This window comes from Synechococcus sp. CCY9201, assembly GCF_034931105.1.
GTDB lineage: Bacteria > Cyanobacteriota > Cyanobacteriia > PCC-6307 > Cyanobiaceae > CBW1002.
Genome location: NZ_JAYGIC010000035.1, coordinates 12426 through 32845 on the forward strand (window position 1 = coordinate 12426; position 20420 = coordinate 32845).

The window sequence follows — 20420 nt, forward strand, 5'->3', positions numbered from 1 at the left end:
GCGTGGAAGCACGCCCGCGCGCCGGGCCGTTCCCGCCACTCCCCAGCGCCGCCATGACCAACCGCACCGCGGTCCCATCACCCCTGGCCGTGCCCGTGGCCTCGATGCGCGAACCGGTGGAGCGGGGTGACACCCGGCCCGCAACCTGGCGGCTGCAGCAGCTGGAACGGCTGGAACGGCTCCTCGCCACCCACGAAGAGGAGGTGCTGGACGCGCTGGCGGCCGATCTGGGCAAACCCGCCGTGGAGGGGTTCTTCGAACTGGTGGCCGTGCGGCAGGAACTGAAGCTGTGCAAGCGCCAGCTGCGGCGCTGGATGGCCCCCCATCGCGTAGCGACGCCCGTTTCGATCAAACCCGGGCGCGCCTGGTGGCAGGCCGAACCGCTGGGCTGTGTGTTGATCATCGGTCCCTGGAACTATCCATTCCAGCTCTGCCTGCATCCGCTGGTGAGCGCCCTGGCCGCCGGCAACAGTGTGGTGCTCAAGCCCTCCGAGCACGCTCCCCATACGGCGGCCCTGATCGCGACCCTGATCGAGCACACCTTCGATCCCACCGTGGTGCAGGTGGTACTCGGTGATGGCGCGGTGGCTGCGCGCCTGCTGCAGGAACGCTTTGATCACATCTTCTTCACCGGCGGCGAACGGGTGGGGCGGCTGGTGATGGGCGCCGCAGCCCAGCACCTCACGCCGGTGACCCTGGAGCTCGGCGGCAAGAGTCCGGCAATCGTGCTGGCCAACGCCGACCTGGCGATCACGGCCCGGCGGCTGGCCTGGGGCAAGGGACTCAACGCCGGCCAGACCTGCATCGCCCCTGACTACCTGCTGGTGCAGGCCCCCGTGCGAGAGGCCCTGCTGCAGGGCATCAGTGCGGCGATCACCCAGCTCTATGGCAGCGATCCACTGGCCAGCCCCGACCTCGGCCGGATCATCAATGCCACCCAGTTCGAGCGGCTGGAGGCGTTGCTGCAGGGTGCCCGCAGCCGCGGCCAGGTGCTGGTGGGGGGCCGCAGCGATGCTGGCAATCGCCGGATCGAGCCCACCCTGGTGGCCGTGAACGGACCGGACGATCCGCTGATGCAGGACGAGATCTTCGGCCCGATCCTGCCCGTGCTTTCGGTGGAGAATCTGGAGGAGGCTCTCACCCTGGTACGCCGACGGTCTCGCCCCCTTGCCCTCTACCTGTTCAGCAATGACTCCGCCAGCCAGGAGAAGATTCTGGCCTGCAGCAGCTCCGGCGGGGTGTGCTTCAACGATGTGGTGTTGCAGGCGGGCATCCCCGATCTCCCCTTTGGCGGCGTAGGGGCGAGCGGCATGGGCAGCTATCACGGCGAAAGCGGCTTCCTGACCTTTTCCCACCGCCGCAGCGTGCTGCGGCGTCCGTTCTGGCTGGATCTGCCCGCTCGCTACGCCCCCTACGGCGACAAGCTGGCCCGGCTACGCCGGCTGATGGGATAGGGCCTGATCGGCGCTGTGCAGGCAGACGCAGGCTGAGCCGCCAATCTCACGATCAGCAGACGTGATCAATCCTGGGACTGGGCGGAACCGGGTGGGACCCTTAAGGTGCCGCCAGTTTCTGGTGCAGCCATGCGGCGCCCCCTCGCTGCCCTGGTTCTCGCGCTGGCCCTGCCGATGCCGTCGCTCGCGGCTGAGGTGGTGGTCAAACCGGGCGAAACCCTGTCCGAAATCGCCAGCCGTCACGGCATCAGCCTCACGAGGCTGATGCAGATCAACGGTATCCGCAATGCCGATCAGGTGGAAGCTGGCCGGCGGCTGACCGTACCCAGCGCTCCATCGACAGGGCCGAGCACCGCCAGTGGCGGCAGCGTGACCGTGAAACCAGGAGAGAGCCTCTCGGAAATCGCGGATCGCCATGGCGTGAGCCTGAGCAGGTTGATGCAGATCAACGGCATCCGCAATGCCGACCATGTGGAAGCAGGTCGCCGGTTGGCCTTGTCGTCAACCACCAGCCGCAGCGGCTCCAGCAGCGCAGCGCCGCCTCCGGCTGGAAGCAGCATCAGCGTGCAGCCGGGTGAGACCCTCTCAGAAATCGCCGATCGCCACGGCACCTCCGTGAGCCGATTGCTGCAACTCAATCGCCTGGCCGATCCCGATCGGGTCGAGGCCGGCACCAGGTTGGTGTTGCCCGCCAAACCCGTCACCAAGGCCACCGCAAAACCCGCCGCTCCAGCTCGCACCTATGACCGCAAGGCCAGCGAACACGTGGTGCGCAGCGGCGAAAGCCTGTCGCAGATCGCCGATGGCTATGGCATCAGTCTGACCAACCTGGTGGCCATCAACCGGATCACCGATCCCAACCACGTGGAAGCAGGCAGCCGCCTGCGCCTCAAGGGCACGGCCGCTCCCGCTCCCAAACCGGCTGCGCCCCGACCAGCCGCCGCCCCCAGACCACCGGCCTCCCAGGCCAGCACCAGCCCACAGACGACCAGCGCCTCCACGGCCACCGCAAAACCGGTCTCGGCGTCACAACCTGTCGCTGCAGCACAACAGGCTCCTGCTGCACAGCCAGCACCCGCAGCCCAGGTCGCCACTGCCACTCCAGCAGTGAAACCAGTCCCGGCGAAGCCTGCCGCCGCCCAACCCATCCAGGCCAAGGCCACAACGGCAACCGCCGCCGCAAAGCCATCCCAACCGGACTGGCGCACCTACGGGCCGTTGCAGGTGGACTGGGCCAACTGGCAACCGATGGGCGGCAGTTTCGTGACCCCCAGCCTCAATGGCGAGGGACAGCCGCTCTACCTGGCCATCAACTGTTCGGCACGCCGGCTCAACGCCACCGGCCAGTCGGGGCAGTGGAAGAGCTGGGACCCACCCCAGAGCGAGTTCGAACAGCAGCTGATCACCGACCTTTGCAAGACCCGCACCAGCTGATCTGACCTGAACCGCCGATCCGCGTCAGCCGGCCCAGGGGAGGGGCCAGGGCTCCCGCAGGAAATGTTCGCCGCTGACCCGCAGCCACAGGCGCTGCGATCCGTCGTCACTTTCGTGGATCAGCTCCTCCTGCACCAGCCGCCGCACCAGCCAGGCCCACCGGTCCTCCGGCTCCCCATGGGCCTCGGCCAGGTCTTCCACCAGGCTGCGCAGATCCCGGCCCCGCCGTTCCTGCAGAGCCCCGAGCAGACGCACCGCCGGCTCCGACCAATCCTGCCGGGAGGGCTTCTCCAGGCAATTGTCACAGCGGCCGCAGGGATGGCTGATCTCTCCCACCGCCATCAGCAACGCCTGCTCGCGACAACCCTCCCCCTCCGCCACCGCCTCCATGCGGCGTAACTGCCGCTGGGCCAGCTCCGCCCGCTGATCCTCAGGCTCGCGGCCCGACCCTGACACCCCACCCCGGTCCAGCTGGGTGGAGGCCCGGATGGCCCAGCCGAGGCTGGTGCGATCGATCGGATCAAACAGCACCAGACAGCGGGCTGGCAGACCGTCGCGGCCGGCCCGGCCCGATTCCTGCAGGTAGCCCTCCGGACTGGCGGGCAGATCGAGATGGAGCACAAGGCCCACATCGGGCCGATCCACCCCCATGCCGAACGCCATCGTGGCCACCAGCACCGGCTGGGGGGAGCGCTGGAAATGCTCCAGCGCCAGCTGGCGACTCTCCGGATCCATGCCGGCGTGATACGCGATCGCTTCCACTCCCGCCAGCGTCAGCCGCTCGGCCCACTGCTCCACGGAGCGGCGGGTGCGGGCATAGATCAGCACCGCGCCACGGGCCTGCTGCACCGCCTCCAGCAGCAGCGGCAACGGATCGGCCGGGCGACGCTGCATGGCGTAGGCCAGGTTGTTGCGCCGGGCGGAACGCACCTGAATCAAGGGGCGCTGCAGCCGCAGCAGCCGGATGATGTCGGCCCGCACCTGGGGCGCCGCCGTGGCACTGAGGGCCACCAGGGGAACGCCGGGACAGAGCTGCCGCAACTGGCCCAGCCGGCGGTAATCGGGCCGGAAATCGTGGCCCCAGGCACTGATGCAGTGGGCCTCGTCCACCGCCAGGGCCACCACCCGGCCCGTGCCCATCACCTCATCGAGCAGCTGACGGCTGGCCTCCCCCTGCAGCCGTTCGGGGGCGAGATAGAGCAGCCGGAGCCTGTTGTCCCGCAAGCGCTGCAGCAGTGCCCGCCGCTCCGGCAGGGAGACTCCACCGTGCAGGCTGGCCGCCGCAATGCCGCGGCGCTGCAACTGGTCGACCTGGTCCTGCATCAGGGCCACCAGGGGGGAAATGACCAGCACCAGGCCACCTCGGACCAGGGCCGGCAGCTGAAAACAGAGCGACTTGCCGCCCCCGGTCGGCAACACCGCCAGGCAATCGCGTCCGGCCAGCAGGGCCTCCACCACAGGCCGTTGCCCGGGCCTGAAGCTGGACCAGCCGAAATGACGCGCCAGGGTGGCGGTGAGGGGGTCCGGGGCCGTTTCAGCAGTTGCGGCGGCGGTTGCAGCGATCGAACCTGCGGCGCCTGCGGCCGTCTCCGCCCGGATGGTGTCCATCGCCACCGCTCAGCCGTGACACAGGCTACCGCCGCCCTCCGGCAGGGGCCTGAACCAGGGCCTGAGCGAGGTGCCTGAGCGACCGTTGCAAAGCCCATCGATTCCTGATCGATTCCCTGCAGAACCCAGGGTCCCGCCGCTACCACGGTTCAAGGGACGCGAACGGTGACACCAGCATGGCCGAACCGCTCCTGCTCACCCTCGATCAGGGAACCACCAGCTCCCGGGCCACGCTCCACACCGCCAGCGGCCAGAGGCTGCTCAGCTGCAGCGCCCCCCTGACCTGTCGCTACCCCGCCGATGGCTGGGTGGAGCAGGACGGGGAGGAGATCTGGATCAGCCAGCTCACGGCCCTGCAGCAACTGGAGCAGGCCCTCACCCCGGAACAGCGGCGGGCGGTCGTGGCGGCCGGCATCGCCAATCAGCGCGAAACCACCCTCCTGTGGGAGCGCCAGAGCGGCGCCTTGCTGGGGCCGGCGATCGTGTGGCAGGACGGGCGCACCGCCGGGATCTGCAGCCACTGGAGGCAGGAGGGGCTGGAGACACTGCTGAGGCAGCGCACCGGGCTGCTGGTGGACCCCTACTTCAGTGCCAGCAAGATCGTCTGGCTGCTGCAGCACCAGGCCGCCGCCGCCTCGGCCGCCGCCAACGGCAGCCTCTGCTTCGGCACGGTGGACAGCTGGCTGCTCTGGCGTCTCAGCGACGGCCAGTGCCATGCCACCGACCGCAGCAACGCCAGCCGCACCCTTCTGATGGACCTGGAACGGGGCTGCTGGGATCCAGAGCTGTGCGCAGCGCTGGGAATTCCGCTAGAGGCCCTGCCGGAGCTGCACCACAGCGGCGACGCCTTCACCACGATCGCGGCCGGGTTGCCCTTTGCGGGGGTTCCGGTCCAGGCGGTGCTGGGGGACCAGCAGGCGGCAACCCTGGGCCAGGGCTGCCTGCAGCCCGGCGCCGCCAAGTGCACCTACGGCACCGGCGCCTTCCTGGTGAGCAACACCGGCCCTGAGATCCGCCGCTCCAGCCAGGGCCTGCTGAGCACCTGGGGCTGGAGCATGCCCGGGAGCAGTCCCACCTACTGCCTGGAGGGCAGCCTGCTCAACGCCGGCACCGTGATCCAGTGGCTGCGGGATGGCCTCGGCCTGATTCAGCAGACCGAGGAGGTGAATGCCCTGGCGGCCTCCGTGCCGGACAGTGGCGGCCTCATGCTGGTGCCCGCCTTCACAGGCTGGGGCACACCCCACTGGGATCCCTACGCCCGCGGCCTGATGATCGGCCTGGCTCGCGACACCAGCCGCGGCCATGTGGCCCGGGCGGCACTGGAGGGCATTGCCCTGGCGGTGGCCACCCTGGTGGAACTGGCCGGCGACGCCCTGAACGCCCCCCTGCAGCACCTGGTGACCGATGGCGGTGCCGCGGCCTCCGATCCGCTGCTGCAGGCCCAGGCCGACAGCACCGGCCTGACGGTGTACCGCCGCTCAGACCTGGAGAGCACCAGCCGCGGTGTGGCCTTGCTCGCGGGGGTGATGGCCGGGGTGGTGCCTGGACTGGAGGCCTGGAATCAGGTGCCCGGCGAGCCCCCCCCACGGTGCTTCCAGCCGCAGCTGACGCCGGAGCAGCGCCACCATTGGCGGCAGCGCTGGCACGAGGCGGTACGCCGCAGCCTGGGCTGGGCAGATCAAGACCATGAACACGATCAGAGCTGAGCGAAGCAAGCCACCGAACGGCTCTGGCCAGCGCAGCCCCCTCACCACGGCCACGCAGCCGCGCTGTCTCCCGACATCCCGTCCTTCCCCATCCCCATGCCGAGCGACCGTCCGCCCATCGATCCAGACGCGAGTTCGCTGACCGGTCCCTACGACCTGCTGGTGATCGGGGCCGGCGCCACCGGAGCCACCCTCGCCCTGGAGGCCGTGCGCCGCGGCCTGTCCGTGGCCCTCGTGGATGCCCGCGACATCGCCAGCGGCACCAGCAGCCGCAGCACCAAGCTGCTGCACGGGGGTGTGCGCTACCTGGAGCTGGCCTTCCGCACCCTGGATCGGCGTCAGCTGCGGCTGGTGCGCGAAGCCCTGGCGGAACGGGGCCACTGGCTCAAGGCCGTGCCCTTCCTGGCCCATCGGCTGGAGCTGCTGCTGCCCACCCGTCAACCACTGGCACAGGCCTACTACGCCATCGGTCTGGGGCTCTACGACCTCCTGGCAGGCCGGGAATCGATCGGCGCCAGCCGCTGCGCCCAGGCGAAGGAGGTGCAGCGGCTGCTGCCGGATCTGGCACCTGACCACAGCGGCGTGCTCTACAGCGACGGGCAGTTCGACGATGCGCGGCTGAATCTGCTGATCGCCCGAACCGCCGCACGCCACGGGGCCTTGGTGCGACCCCACACGCCGGTGGTGGAGCTGCTGCAGAAGAACGGCCGACTCTGCGGCGCGGTGCTGGAGGCAACCGACGGCCAGCGCAGCCAGGTGGAGGCTCGGGTGGTGGTCAATGCCGCCGGCATCGGCGCCGACGCCGTGCGGCGCCTGGCGGCGCCGGATCTGCCATCACGGCTGCAGGTGAGCCGCGGCATGCACCTGGTCCTGGAGCAGGCCCTGTGTCCCGCCGGCACCGGCCTGCTGGTGCCCTCCACCGACGACGGCCGGGTCCTGTTCATGCTGCCGTTCTTCGGGCGCACGCTGGTGGGCACCACCGACACCGCCTGCCCCGCCGCCGCTGCCGAGCAGCCCAGCCCAGAAGGGGAGGCCTATCTGCTCGACTATGTGCGCCGCTGGTTCCCATCGGTTCAGAGCCCGCAGGTGAGCAGCCGCTGGGCCGGCGGACGGCCGCTGCTGCTGCCGGATGAGGCCGCCACCAGCACCGCCGGCGTGGTGCGGGAGCACAGCGTCGAGCGCCTGCCCTGCGGACTGGTCAGCGTGCTGGGGGGGAAGTGGACCACCTGCCGCACGATGGCGCTGGAGGCGCTCGCCGCCGTGACCGCCGAACTGGGTCAGACCCTGCCGGCCCCCAAGGCCGCGCCGATCGTCGGCAGCGCCACCGCTGCCGCCCAGACCACAACCGGGCTCGCCGCCCTGCGGCAGAGGCTCACGGAAACCCTTCAGGAGCAGCTCGGTCCAGCCGGGGCCGCCGGCTTGAGCGCCCATCTGCTGGCCAGCCACGGGCTGGAGGCGGAGGCCGTACTGGCCTGCGCCTCCCATGCCGCGGAACGGGAACCGCTCAGCAGCGTGATTCCGCTCACAGCCGCGGAGGTGCGCCACATGGCCCGCCACGAATGGGTGCGCGACCCTGAGGACGTGCTGGCGCGGCGCTGCCGCCTCGCCTTCGTGGACACCGCCGAAGCGGAACGGCTGAAGGAGCCGGTGCGACAGCTGCTGGACGAGGAGGGTGTGCACGCAGGGTCATAGGGCTGGGGACCAGCCGCCTGCCTCACTCCCCCACCAGCCACCAGAAGAAGCCATAGGCGGGCAGATACACGAACCAGGCGTCGCTGGCCGCCGGGAATTCGCAGCCCCAGAGGGTGTCGCGCATGCGGCTGCCCTGCCAGCGCCCCAGTTCCAGCTGGGTGGACGCACCGGCAGACGACACGTTCGCCGCCACCACCACGGTCATCGATGGCTGGGGGGCGTCCCCGTCCTGGCACTCGGGGCAATGGCGGGCATAACAAAGAACGCCGGGATGGCCGCTCTCAAGCCACACCACGTCGCCATGGCGCAGGGCCGGCAGCAGCCGCCGGCTGGTGAGCATGCGGTGATGCCAGTTGAGCAGGGAGCCGGAGAGCTGTTGCTGCACCTCCACGTTCACCATGCGGTAGTCGAAGCCCGGCGCCGTGATCGGCGGCAGCACCAGCAACGGGTCGGGAGCCGTCGAGAAGCCGCCGTTGGGGGCACGGGTCCAGGCCATCGGCGTGCGGTTGGCGTCGCGGTCCCGCAGCCCCGGCCAGTCGCCCATGCCCAGTTCATCGCCGTAGTAGAGGCAGGGCAGGCCGGGCAGGCTGTAGAGCAGGCCATGCAGCAGGGTGTTGGGCCGGGGATCGCCATTCAGCAGGGGGGCGAGCCGACGGTTGATGCCCCAGTTGAGCCAGTGGTCGCGCCCTTCCGGGAAGCCGTTGAGGATCGCCTCGATCACGCTCTGCTCCACGAGATGACCGTCACCGAGCCAGAGCTCGTCGTGATTGCGCAGCGGCAACGCCCAGCGGCAGCCGGGCACCATCTCCTGGGCATGGCTGAGGCAGTGGAGTAAGTCGTCGCAGCGGCCATGGGCCACGGCGGCAAACAGATGGGCCGTGAGGGCGAAATCGAAGGCGGCATGGAGTTCGTCATCCGCCAGGTAGGGCGCCGATTCGCGCACCGGCTGGATCGCCTCCGCCAGCAGCAGCACATCCCGGCCGCAGGCGTCCACCCGGGAGCGCAGGCGCCGCAGGAAGGCATGGGTTTCGGGCAGGCCCTCACAGCGGCTGTGCTCGGCTTCGAACAGAAAGGGAACCGCATCGAGGCGAAAGCCATCCACCCCCTGTTCCAGCCAGAAGTCGACCACCTGCAGCATGGCCTCCTCCACGGCGGGGTTGGCGTAGTTGAGATCGGGCTGGTGACGCAGGAAGCGATGCAGGTAGTACTGGCCCGCCATCGGGTCCCATTCCCAGTTCGACGACTCGAAATGGCGGAACAGCACCGGGGCGTCGGCGTAGCCGCGATCGTCGTCGCGCCACACGAAGAACTCCCGCTCGGGGGTGCCGGGGGCCGCCCAGCGGGCCCGCTGAAACCAGGGGTGCAGCACGCTGGTGTGATTGAGCACCAGATCGAGGATCAGGCGAATACCGCAGCCATGGGCCCGATCCAGCAGCAGCCGGAAGTCGTCGAGGTTGCCCAGGTCCGGATGGATGGCCGTGAAATCGGTGATGTCGTAGCCCCCATCCCGCAAGGGAGACGGATAGGGGGGTGTCAGCCAGATGGCATCAATACCGAGCCACTCGAGGTACGGCAACTTGTCGATGATGCCGGCCAGATCACCGATGCCATCGCCGTTCGCGTCGGCGAAGCTGCGCGGCATCAGCTGATAGATCACGCAGCCTTCCCACCAGTGGGGCACGCGGCCCAGCGGCCTGGGCGGAACCTTGCGACTGCGGCGGGAGGAGGGGGGCGACATCGTGGGGCAGGAACGGGAACGATCAGGCCACCGCGGCCCTCATCAGTCCGGCAGACGCAGGCCGGAGCGGCCATCGAAGCGATGGACCCGCCGGGGCTCCCAGCCCAGGCGCAGCTCAGCCTCCACCGGCTGATCCCCGTTGCACACCCAGCGCAACGGTCCGTAGGACGTGGACAACAGCAGCTGCTGGCTGGCGCCATGCCATTCGCGGCTGAGCAGACGGGCCGCAATCCCCCCCTCCGCAACGGGATGAAGATGCTCCGGGCGCACCCCCAGCAGAGATCCATCGGGCTGGGGAAGCAGATTGATCTCCGGCCGCCCGATGAAGCGGGCCACAAAGGCGTTGGCGGGCTGCTCGTAGAGCTGCTGAGGGGTGCCGCACTGCTGCAGGCAGCCGTCCCGCAGCACGGCGATCCGATCGGCGATGCCCATGGCCTCCTGCTGGTCATGGGTCACGTACACCACCGGGGCACTGCCGCCACAGAGGATCGTGCGCAGCTGGGGCCGCAGTTCCTCGCGCAGCTGGGCATCGAGATTGCTCATCGGCTCGTCCAGCAGGAAGACCTGCGGCCTGCGCAGCAGAGCCCGGGCCAAGGCGACCCGCTGCCGCTGCCCGCCCGACAGATCGGCCGGCCGCCGGCCACGCAGCTCGTCGAGCTGCAGCAGCGCCAACACCCGATCCAGCTCGCGCTCGATCGTGGCCCGGGCCACCCCGCGCATCTCCATCCCGAGAGACAGATTCCGCGCCACGCTCAGATGCGGATAGAGGGCATAGCTCTGGAACACCATTCCCACCTGACGCCGCACCGGCGGCAGGGTCGTGATGTCGCGGCCCGCCAGCAGGATCCGCCCCGCATCGGGCCAGTCCAGGCCGGCGATCAATCGCAGAATGCTGCTCTTGCCGCAACCACTGGGGCCCAGCAGCGCCAGGCAATCGCCGCCTGCGACGGTGAGATCGAGATGATCGACGATCGTGCGCGTCCCGATCCGCCGCAGCAGCTGCTCAAGCCGCAGGCTGCCAGCCATGGCCGGACTGGCTGTCGCTGCAGTCACCGTGACTGACGCAGGCGTGGCCGGAGTAGGTGTCGTCATCCCTTGATCGCCCCCTGGGTGAGCCCCGCCACGATCGGCCGCTGGAACACCAGTAGCAGCACCAGCAGCGGCACGCTGCCCAGCACCGTGGCGGCGGCAAAGGCTCCGTAGGGCACGGTGTACACCGAGGAGCCGGCGATGCGGGCCATGGCCGGCGCCAGGGTGAGCAGCTCGCTGCGGCTCAGCCAGGTGAGGGCGATGGGGAACTCATTCCAGCTGAACAGGAACACCAGCAGTGCCGTGCTGAACACCGCCGGACCGAGCAGCGGCAGCAGGATCCAGCGCAGGCGCTGCAACAGGCTGAGCCCCTCCAGCACAGCGCTTTCCTCCAGTTCCGGGGGCAGCTCAGCAAAAGCCGCCTGCAACAACAGCACTGCCAGGGGCAGGGACAACCCCGCATAGGGCAGGCAGAGCGCCAGCAGGTTGTTGGCGAGCCCGAAGTGACGGGCCACCTCCAGCAGGGCCAGGAACAGCAACACGTAAGGGAACACCGCCGTGGCCAGCAGAGTGCCCCCCATCACCAGCCGCAGCGCCCCGGAACGCCGTGCCAGGCCATAGGCGCAGGGGATGGCCAGCAGCAGGGTGAGCAGCGTGCTGACACCGCCCACCAAGGTGCTGTTGAGCAGATAGCGCCAGAAGGGAGGATCTCCCGTGAGGATCTGGGTGTAATTCGCCAGCGTCCAGCCGCGGGCCAATCCAGCCCAGCCCGCCAGCAGGGCTTCGGGAGTGCGCAGCGACGTGTAGAGCTGCCAGACCATCGGCCCGAGGCTCCAGAACAGCAGCAGCCCCACCGCCAGGACTCGGCCGAAAAGGGCTGAGGCGGGAATCGAACCGGCACCACTGGCCACGGGGCTTCTGGCCATGGGGCCTCCAGGCATGGGATCCGAGGAACGAGAGGGAGACGTCATGGCGGAGATCAGCGGCGTTCAGGCCTCGGCGGCTCGCCGCCACAGCAACAGCAGCAAGGCTGAAAGCAGCAACAGCAGGAACATGCCCAGCATCACGGTGGCGCTGTAGCCGAAATCGAGGAAACGCATGGCATTGAGATAGGCGTACACCGCCAGGCTCTCGGTGCTGCCCGCTGGCCCACCGCCGGTGAGCACCGCGATCAGATCAAACACGCCCAGGGCCTGGGCGAGTCGAAACAGCAGCACCAGGAAGATGTAAGGACGCAGCAACGGCAGGGTGATGCGCCGCAAGGCCTGCCAACTGTTACCGCCCTCCAGCGCCAGGGCTTCGTAGAGATCGGCGGGGATCATCTGCAACCCCGCCAGCAACACCAGAGCCACGAACGGGGTCGTCTTCCAGACGTCCGCCACCACCGCCGCGATCCAGGCGAGCTGGGGAGACGCCAGAAAGGGCAGCGTGGCCAGCCCGACGCTCTGGAGCAAGCCGTTGATCGGCCCGTTGGGATCGTTGAAGATCCAGCGCCAGCCCAGGGCCATCACCGTGGTGGGCAGGGCCCAGGGCAGCAGGGTGAGGCTTCTGACCACCCCCCGTGCCGGCCAGCGCTGATGCAGCACCAGGGCAATGGCCAGGCCAAGCAGCAGCTCCAGTCCCACGGAAACGCCGGAGAAGCGCAATGTCTGACCGGCGTCCTGCCAGAAGCGGCCGTCCCCGAGCAGCCGCTGCCAGTTGGCCAGGCCCACCGGCACGGGCTCCAGGCCCGTGAACACCGACTGGGCCTGCAGACTCAGCCAGCCGTAGTAGCCCATCGGCCAGACGAACACCGCCAGCAGCAACAGCAGCGCCGGGGCGATCAACGCCAGGGTGACGAGATTGGCGCGCAACGTTCGGCTCATGCCCCCTTCGCCTCTCCACCGGTGGACTCCAGCAACAGGGTGCTGGCCTGGCCCGCCCGCCCCATGGCCTGAGCGGCCGGCAGTCCGCCGGTGATCACATCGCTCAGCTGCCGCTGCAGGATGTCGCTCAACTGAGCGTAGGCCGGCGTGATCGGCCGCAGAACGGCGTATTCAAGGGCCCGCAGCTGCTCCGGCAGGGTTGGGGAGGCGGCCAGCAGCTCCGGATCCTCAAACAGGGCCGTCAGGGTGGGGGTGTTGCCCCAGTCCTTCACCAACCGGCGCTGGCTGTCGGCTCCAGTCAGGGCCTGCAGCACCTCCACCGCCTGATCAGGATGGGAGCTGCCGCGCAGCACCGACAGGCCCCAGCTGCCCTGGGTCGCGGCGGGGGACTGGCCAGGCTCCGCCACCATGGTGGTGACCCCCACCTTGCCGGCCACGCGGCTGCCCGGCTTCTGCAGCTCGCTCCAGGCATAGGGCCAGTTGCGCATGAAGGCGACGTCGCCGGTCTCAAACGCCTGCAGGGTCTCCGGTTCAGCGAAATTGGCCACCGCCGCCGGGCTGATGCCGTCGACGAGCAGCTGCCGCAACCAGCCCGCCGCTGCCGCCGCCTCGGGTTGCTCCAGCCCCAGGCCCGGCGTCAGATCCGGCTCCCAGCGACCGCCAAAGCCGTGCAGCACCTCCAGAAAATCACAGATCAGGCCCTCGTACTGGCGCCCCTGCCAGACAAAGCCCCAACGCACCCGACCCTGCTGCTGCAGCTGCTGAGACACGGCCACAAGTTCGGCGGGCGTCCGGGGTGGGCGCTCCATCAGATCGGTGCGCCAGTAGAGCAGCCCCATCGAGGCCACCATCGGCACCCGCCAGAGATGGCCATCGATCACGTTGCCCTGCCGCGCGCCGGACACCACACCGGCCAGGGGATCGGGACCGAGCCGATCGTCGAGGGGCAACAACCAGCCGGCAGCGGCGTACTTGGCCGTCCAGCTCACATCCATCAGCAGCAGATCGTAGGGGCTGTCGCCCAGCAGCAGGCTGCTGATCGCCAGATCCGAGACGGATTCGGTCTCGAAGGGACCACGGGTCACGGCGATGGTCAGCCGCGGATGGCTGCTGTTGAAGGCCTCCACCGTGGCGGCGGTGGCATCGACGAAGGGCGCCGGCATCAGCACCCGGATCGTGACCGCGGGCCGGGCCACGGCGATGGACACCGGCAGCAACAGCGCCACCACCAGGGCCACCAGCAGCCCCAGCGCCAAGCGCCGAGCCCAGAGCTCGCGAGACGGCCGGGTCACAAGGCCCGCAGAACGCCCAGCTGCTCCTCAGCCCAGTGCTGCACGGTGAACGTCTCCACGGCGCCGGTCATGCCGTCCATGCGGCGGCGCTGCTCCTCGAGCGGCATCACCAGAGCCGCCGCGATCGCCTCATCCATGCTGCGGTGCGAATACGGGTTGGTGAGCAGGGCGTCCTGCAGCTCCACCGAAGCACCACTGAATTCCGAGAGCACCAGCACCCCTGCCTGGCCGCGGCGAGCCGCCACGTATTCCTTGGCCACCAGGTTGAGGCCGTCCCGCAGCGGGGTGATCCAGCAGATGTCGGCCTGTCCGAACCAGGCCACCAACTCTTCGTAGGGCGTCCGCACCGTCGACAAACGCACCGGTGTCCAATCGATCCGGCCGAAGCGGCCATTGATGCGACCCACCACTTCCTCCACCGAGCGCTGGATCTCGTCATAGATGCGCATGCCACTGGCGGCAGCCACGCAGGCCAGAAACAGCTCGACGCGGCCATGCCAGTCGGGCTGGCATTCGAGCAGGCGCTCGTAGGTGAGCAGCATCTCCTCGTTGCCCTTGGTGTAGTCCACCCGCGAGGCCGAGAGGATCAGGGTGCGGCCCTCGTGCTGTTCGGCGATCGTGCGCGCTGTGGCCTGCACCGCCGGCTTGTCAGCCAGGGCCCGGATCAGGTCGGGGGAGGTTCCAACCGGTGAGGACACCAGACGCACCTGCCGGCCCTGATGCTCCAGCCAGGGAATGGCCATCGGTTCAGCGAGGGCACTGCCGGTCCGCCGGAACTTGTCCTCCACCGCCACGGCTGCCCCAGCCGTGGCGCCGCGCAGGGAAATGGCCGCATGGGCGAAGTTATTGGCATAGCGCGGGATGTGGAAGCCCACGAGATCGCAGCAGAGCAGGCTGTCGACGATGGCGTCGCGCCAGGGAAGGATGCTGAACACATCACACGAGGGAAAAGGCGTGTGATGGAAGAAAGCGATGCGCACATCCGGCCGCTGACGCCGAATGAAGGCCGGTGCGAGCCAGAGGTTGTAGTCATGCACCCAGATGGTGGCCCCCGGAGCCGCCTCTTCGCAGGCCGCCCTGGCGAACGAAGCATTCACCTGCTCAAAAATCTGCCAATCGGAATTATCAACGCTGAAATAACCAGGGAAGGAATGCAGGATCGGCCAGAACGACTCCTTCGATGTCACATGATAGAAGCTTGAGATCTGCGCCTCGGTCAGCGGCAGCCGCCGCAAGGTGATATTCACCGATGCGCGGATCTGCAGACGCTCATCCGAAACGACGACCCCCTCGTCCGCCTCCTTGCGCCAGGCGATCCAGGTTCCCCGCGGCTGCTCACGGAACAGATTCCGCAGGGTGGGAATGATGCCGTTCGGACTGGTCTGATCCACCCAGTGGCGGGTGCCGTCGGCGTCGATCTGCTCGTCGTAGGGCGAGCGGTGATACACCAGCACGAAGTCGCTCTGGCCGTTGATGCCTCCACTTGCGTAGGTGCTGCCACTTGGGCTGCTGCCTTCGCTGGCGGGATTCGCCGGATGGCGAGCTGAATCGAGAACAGTCATGCTGAAAAAAGACAATAGAATCGAAACTGGTCCAACAACTGAACAGCAGGGTTCAGGCAGACTGGTCTGAAGGCGCTGGAAGGCTGGATAGACAGAGCCTGAGATCGGCATCCCTTAGAGCGCCAGGTGCTGTCGAAGTCCTGGTGGCCTCGCGATGTGACGACACACGGGGATCCCAAGCTGACGTCGACAGGGGTGCGAGCAGAGCAGGGCCCACCTCCCGACTGTGCTCGCTCGAACTCGCAACCTGGGGAATCCAAGCGATGGGGGGCAGCGCCTGAGGTCGCGTCGCACAGCAGCCGAGTGGGCCGAATGACACGACCAGATCGCACCACGGATCTGGCCTAACAGGCTGGACGCGATGGCGGAACCGGGTGGATTCGAGGCACAACAACGACACCATCTCTTCGTTCCACCAGAACACACGTTCCTGCGGCTGTCAAATCGTGTCGGCTCAGGGCATCGGCGGGGGCTGCAATTGATCGGGGGCTTCCTCGACCAGCTGCAGCCGCAGCCGCTTCCCGCCGGCCAGCTCGCCGAGGGACACCCGCAGGGTGCTGCCGCTGAGGGTCTGCAACGCATTCAGCAGCTCACGCAGGTGGGGCGTGCTGCTGCCGCTTTCCACCCAGAGGCGCTCGTACAACCCTCCCAGCCGACGCCAGCTGGTGTGGAGCTTGAGCACCGCCGCCTCCAGTTGCTGGGCCTGCCCCACCGCATCAGCCAGCAGGCCGAGGGCATCGAGGCGCTGCGCCTCCTGCATGGCCTTTTCCAGATCGAGATGGTCGTGCTGAAACGCACGGACCGCCAATCCGGCTTCGGCAGCCTTGCGCAGCCAGCGGGCCGTGAGGGTCACATCCTTGACCCGATCCAGCTCAGGCTCATCCTGCAGCACGCGCCGCAGATCCTGCTGCTGCTCCTCGGGCAGCTGGGCCAGCTCCTTGACCAACGGAGCCACCACCCGGGGCGGCAGCAGGTTTTCGGCGGTGCGCTGGCGGATCTCCTCAGGCAGCAAGGGGCTGGTGGCGGCCGTGAATTCGTCGGCAAGGCGCTTCACCTGCTTGCGGGTGATCTGCTGCCCCTCATTGGCGGCCTCGCTCACCATCTGCTGCACCTCCGGCTCCGCCTGGGCCGTTTCGAGGAAGGCGCGTTTGGAAAAGAGGTTGACACTGGCCTCCTCCAGCAGGCCGCCACCCACCAGTCCATCGGCAGACTCGGCCAGCTGGATGAGGGTGTAGGCCCGGGTCTTGCTGATCTCCTGCTCCCGCAACCACTGCAGGAAACCGGTGCCGCGACCCTCGCCGCCGCGCTTCTCGCGGTCGCGGACCGCCCGGAGGATCCTGCCGCGCCAGATTTCGGTTTGCAGGTCGAAGCGATCGCACACCTGCCAGGCCGCCTCGAGGCGGGCCAGGAATTCCATGGTGCTGATCGCGTCGGAGTCCGGGTCCGGAAGCTCGAGGCTGAGCGCGGGAGCCTCGATCGGATCCATGACACGAACACGGGGGCGAGAAGCGATCGTGCCACGGCCCCAGGACGGCGACGAATCGTGACGCGCTTCCGCCAGCGCCACGGCCCACGGGTAACGTCCCGTTGACAGCCACCCACTTCACGCGCAGCGATGGCCATCTCCCGCGGCGACAAGGTGCGCATCAAGCGCCCTGAGTCCTACTGGTTCAACGACGTCGGCACCGTGGCGTCGATCGACACCTCCGGGATCCGTTATCCCGTGATTGTGCGCTTCGAGAAAGTCAACTACAACGGTTACAGCGGCTCCGAAGGCGGCATCAACACCAACAACTTCGCCGAGTACGAACTCGAGAAGGCCTGAGTGCCAGGGAGATCCCTTCCCAGCACGTCTTCGCCCAATGCGCTGATCCGTCTTCAGGGCAGGTCGACCCAGCAAAGCCGTTCCGCTTGACCCCGGAGCGGGAGGCGCCATCAGCGCCGGGCATTCAGCCTGAATCACCTCTAGACCCCTCAATCACAACCGAAGCAGGGTCAGCCTGTCTGGAATTCCAGGCAGGCTGTTTTACTGTTTCGCGGCACTGTGTCCGCCTCACACTGACTGCTCTGGATGTCCATCCTGCGGCCCAAGGCAGGCAGAGCCATCCACCAGAAGAACCCGCCAGCAGAGCGCTGGGTGGCACGATGAGGCCATCCCTGCGTCACAGCGCAGACCGATCACCACCAAGCGCCCGTGCCGGAGCTGCCCGAGGTCGAAACCGTCCGCCGAGGCCTGGAGCAGCAGACCCGCGGCATGACGGTGGCCGCTGTTGAGGTGCGACTTGCGCGCACCATCGCCCACCCCCAGCCTGCCGAGCTCTTCTGTGTCGCACTGCAGGGCTGCAGCCTGCAGCATTGGCAACGGCGCGGCAAGTACCTGCTGGCGACCCTGACGGACAGAACGGGTGTCAGCGCCGGAACCTGGGGGGTGCATCTGCGCATGACCGGCCAGTTCCTCTGGCTTCCAGAGTCAGCAGAGCCCTGCCGCCACACACGGGTGCGGTTCTTTGATCCACACGGCAATGAACTCCGCTACGTCGACATCCGCAGCTTTGGACAGATGTGGTGGGTGCCACCCGATCAGGCTCCTGCGGAGGTGATCAGTGGCCTGCAGCGACTCGGGCCAGAACCCTTCAGCCCTGAGTTCACCGCCAGCCATCTGCAACAGGCCCTGCAGGGTTCGTCTCGACCGATCAAGAACGCCCTGCTCGATCAACGTCTGGTGGCCGGTGTGGGCAATATCTACGCGGATGAATCGTTGTTCGAAGCTGGAATCCGTCCCCACACACCCGCTGGCCAGCTGAAGCGTCCTCAGCTGGAACGCCTGCATGGGGCCCTGCTGAGGATTTTGCGGGCCAGCATCGGCGCCGGCGGCACCACCTTCAGCGACTTCCGTGATCTCACAGGCACCAATGGGAACTATGGCGGTGTGGCCTGGGTCTATCGACGCGGCGGCGAACCCTGCCGCCGCTGCGGCACCGTGCTGCGCCGCGACAAGCTGGCCGGGCGCAGCAGCCACTGGTGCCCGCTCTGCCAGCAGTGAACCCGGGCGCCGCGACGCGCTTGGATGGATGGAGTTTCCGAACGATCCGGTTTGGAGTCCCTGGCGACCCAACTCACTGAGGCCATGGTTGCCATCCACCAGCGCGGTTGGTGCGATGGAACGGGAGGCAATTTCAGTTGTGTCAGGCAGCAGGAGCCCCTGCAGCTGTTGATGGCACCCAGCGGCGTGGACAAGGGCTCGGTAGAGCCCGAACAGTTGATCCTCGTCGATGGGAACGCACGCGTGATCAGCGGACACGGCAAAGCCAGTGCCGAAACCCTGCTGCATCTGGCGATCGTCGCCGAGGCTGGCGCCGGGGCCGTGCTGCACACCCACTCCCAGGCGGCCACCCTGCTTTCATCCTGGGCTCTGGGCCAGGAGGAGAGGGCGGAATCAGGCTGCGCTGCATTGGCGATCAGCGGCCTGGAGATGCTCAAAGGCCTGCAAGGCGTCAGCACCCACGCCACCACCATTCACATCCCCGTGCTTCCCAACGATCAGGACCTGCAGTCCCTCAGCTCAGCCGCTCGGCCACACCTGGCCCAGGCACCGCATGGGCTGTTGATCGGAGGTCACGGGCTCTACGCCTGGGGCAGGGATCTGGGCGAGGCCCAGCGCCATCTTGAGATCCTCGAATTTCTTCTCGAACAGCGGTGGCGACGCCTGCTGCTGCAGAGCCTGATGCCCCCCATGCCCGGCCGTGAGCATTCCGACGCAGCCATCACACAGCGACACGACGTTCAGAAGGAGACAAACCATGCCTGAACCCAATCGCGCCACCAACAACCAAGCCAGCGGAGCCCCTGGCGTGCTTTTGCCCGACACGACGACACACATCCTGCTGGACATTGAAGGGACCACCTGCCCGGTGAGCTTTGTCAGCGAAGTGCTGTTTCCCTATGCCAGGTCCAACCTCGCATCTTTTCTGAAATGCCAAGGTCAACAGCCAGCCGTCATAGAGCTGGTACAGGAGTTGCAGCAAGCCTGGGACCTGGAGAGTGACCCCGAAGCAGTGCAACTGCGCAGGAAGTCATCAGGCAAGGATCCAGAGCCTGGAACGGGAATAGCAACAGAACCTGTTATTGCTAACAATGGCAATGGCAATGGCAATCGCAATGGCAGTGTTACTGCCAGCCCTGGCTCTGGCCCTAGTGAGATTGTCAACAATCAGACATCCGGAAGCGCTTTCAACGGTGAATTCAATTCTTCAAGCCTCAACGCAACAAGAAACCATGCGCTCGTACCCTATCTGGAATGGCTGATTCATCAGGATCGCAAACTCACCCCTCTCAAGGAGCTTCAAGGACTGATCTGGGAGCACGGCTATGCCAACGGGAGTTTACAGGGGCCCATTTACGCCGATGTTCCACCAGCCCTGCGTGACTGGAAGAATCAGGGACTACAAATCGCAGTGTATTCTTCCGGCTCTGTCCGTGCACAGCAACTCATCTACCAATACAGCTGCTTTGGAGATTTGCGCCCTTGGTTTTCGGCCTGGTTCGACACTCGCATAGGTGCGAAACAAAGAGCAGAGAGCTATCGATCCATTTGCACCGAACTTCAGACGGATCCCAGCAGGATCCTTTTCATCAGCGATGTCACCTTCGAACTGGATGCCGCAGCAGAGGCTGGGTATGCAGTGCTGATTAGCGAACGTGAGGGAAATCCGCCGCAACCCTGCCATCCGTACACAAGCATCAAGCGTTTTGACGCTATCCGATCAATCATGATGCCCTAACAGTTCCGAATCCCTGAAGGCAAAGCCATCTGAGTCAGCAGACTCTCTCTAGGGAAGGCTGCTGCTTGGGGAGGCTGCTCTTGGGGAGGCCGTCAAGCGGGGAGGCCATCGATCCCCAGGCACACGAAAACGCCCCCGATCGCAGCCATCAGGCTGCCATCGGAGGCGTCGTCGTGGAGCAAAGTTTGACCTGGCATCGAGCTATTTTCGCAGGAGGCTACCCTCCAACTATCGTTGCCGCTGCTGCGTTTCACAACCG

General features: G+C 67.4%; 16 protein-coding genes. 8 read left to right on the plus strand and 8 right to left on the minus strand.

The annotated features are described in order from the left end of the window. Positions 1–53 precede the first annotated feature (53 nt). Both VB716_RS04075 and VB716_RS04080 read left to right on the plus strand, forming a co-directional pair. Positions 54–1454, plus strand: a complete 1401-nt coding sequence (locus VB716_RS04075; protein WP_323269792.1) for an aldehyde dehydrogenase family protein — start codon at positions 54–56, stop codon at positions 1452–1454. A 129-nt stretch (positions 1455–1583) separates the two neighbouring features. Continuing rightward, positions 1584–2888 (plus strand): LysM peptidoglycan-binding domain-containing protein, encoded by a 1305-nt coding sequence (locus tag VB716_RS04080; RefSeq protein ID WP_323249378.1) that lies wholly within the window; start codon positions 1584–1586, stop codon positions 2886–2888. A 24-nt stretch (positions 2889–2912) separates the two neighbouring features. On the opposite strand, the gene VB716_RS04085 is transcribed toward VB716_RS04080, so the two are convergent. Then, a complete protein-coding gene (locus tag VB716_RS04085) occupies positions 2913–4496 on the minus strand; it encodes an ATP-dependent DNA helicase RecQ (RefSeq protein ID WP_323269794.1) in 1584 nt (527 codons plus the stop codon). Positions 4497–4672: 176 nt separating this feature from the next. Between VB716_RS04085 and glpK the strand changes: the two genes are divergently transcribed. Continuing rightward, positions 4673–6202: a glycerol kinase GlpK gene (gene glpK, locus VB716_RS04090; protein ID WP_323269795.1), complete on the plus strand. Its 1530-nt coding sequence runs from the start codon at positions 4673–4675 to the stop codon at positions 6200–6202. A gap of 96 nt (positions 6203–6298) precedes the next feature. Next, complete coding sequence (locus VB716_RS04095) at positions 6299–7894, plus strand: glycerol-3-phosphate dehydrogenase/oxidase (protein WP_323269796.1); 1596 nt, start codon at positions 6299–6301, stop codon at positions 7892–7894. Positions 7895–7916: 22 nt separating this feature from the next. Here the strand turns inward: VB716_RS04095 and VB716_RS04100 are convergent, their stop codons facing one another. The 7 genes from VB716_RS04100 to VB716_RS04130 all read right to left on the minus strand — a co-directional run bounded on the left by VB716_RS04100 (position 7917) and on the right by VB716_RS04130 (position 16866). Further along, positions 7917–9536 carry an alpha-amylase family protein gene (locus VB716_RS04100; protein ID WP_322758874.1) on the minus strand — a complete coding sequence of 540 codons (1620 nt, stop codon included), beginning with the start codon at positions 9534–9536 and terminating at the stop codon, positions 7917–7919. 138 nt (positions 9537–9674) lie between these two features. Next, the gene (locus VB716_RS04105) at positions 9675–10658 is read right to left on the minus strand and encodes an ABC transporter ATP-binding protein (protein WP_323269797.1); all 984 of its coding nucleotides are present in this window, start codon (positions 10656–10658) and stop codon (positions 9675–9677) included. Between the two features lie 62 nt (positions 10659–10720). Continuing rightward, a complete protein-coding gene (locus tag VB716_RS04110; RefSeq protein WP_370594699.1) occupies positions 10721–11482 on the minus strand; it encodes a carbohydrate ABC transporter permease in 762 nt (253 codons plus the stop codon). A gap of 168 nt (positions 11483–11650) precedes the next feature. Then, on the minus strand, positions 11651–12526 hold the full coding sequence (locus VB716_RS04115; RefSeq protein WP_322757636.1) for a sugar ABC transporter permease: 876 nt from the start codon (positions 12524–12526) through the stop codon (positions 11651–11653). Continuing rightward, a complete protein-coding gene (locus VB716_RS04120) occupies positions 12523–13818 on the minus strand; it encodes an ABC transporter substrate-binding protein (RefSeq protein ID WP_323269798.1) in 1296 nt (431 codons plus the stop codon). Before VB716_RS04120 ends, VB716_RS04115 begins: the two co-directional genes overlap by 4 nt. Beyond that, a complete protein-coding gene (gene ggpS, locus VB716_RS04125) occupies positions 13815–15380 on the minus strand; it encodes a glucosylglycerol-phosphate synthase (RefSeq protein WP_323269800.1) in 1566 nt (521 codons plus the stop codon). The genes VB716_RS04120 and ggpS overlap by 4 nt, the downstream gene beginning before the upstream one ends. Positions 15381–15834: 454 nt before the next feature. Beyond that, entirely contained in the window at positions 15835–16866 is a 1032-nt protein-coding gene (locus tag VB716_RS04130; protein WP_197170763.1) for a hypothetical protein, read from the minus strand. Between the two features lie 129 nt (positions 16867–16995). On the opposite strand from VB716_RS04130, the gene VB716_RS04135 reads away from it, so the two are divergent. The 4 genes from VB716_RS04135 (at position 16996) to mtnC (ending at position 20161) form a co-directional block, all read left to right on the plus strand. Continuing rightward, a complete protein-coding gene (locus VB716_RS04135) occupies positions 16996–17205 on the plus strand; it encodes a photosystem I reaction center subunit IV (protein ID WP_197158835.1) in 210 nt (69 codons plus the stop codon). A 369-nt stretch (positions 17206–17574) separates the two neighbouring features. Then, positions 17575–18423, plus strand: a complete 849-nt coding sequence (locus tag VB716_RS04140) for a DNA-formamidopyrimidine glycosylase (RefSeq protein WP_323269801.1) — start codon at positions 17575–17577, stop codon at positions 18421–18423. A 24-nt stretch (positions 18424–18447) separates the two neighbouring features. Further along, on the plus strand, positions 18448–19188 hold the full coding sequence (mtnB, locus tag VB716_RS04145) for a methylthioribulose 1-phosphate dehydratase (RefSeq protein WP_197158833.1): 741 nt from the start codon (positions 18448–18450) through the stop codon (positions 19186–19188). Beyond that, complete coding sequence (mtnC, locus tag VB716_RS04150) at positions 19181–20161, plus strand: acireductone synthase (RefSeq protein WP_416238079.1); 981 nt, start codon at positions 19181–19183, stop codon at positions 20159–20161. Before mtnB ends, mtnC begins: the two co-directional genes overlap by 8 nt. Positions 20162–20420: the final 259 nt, after the last annotated feature.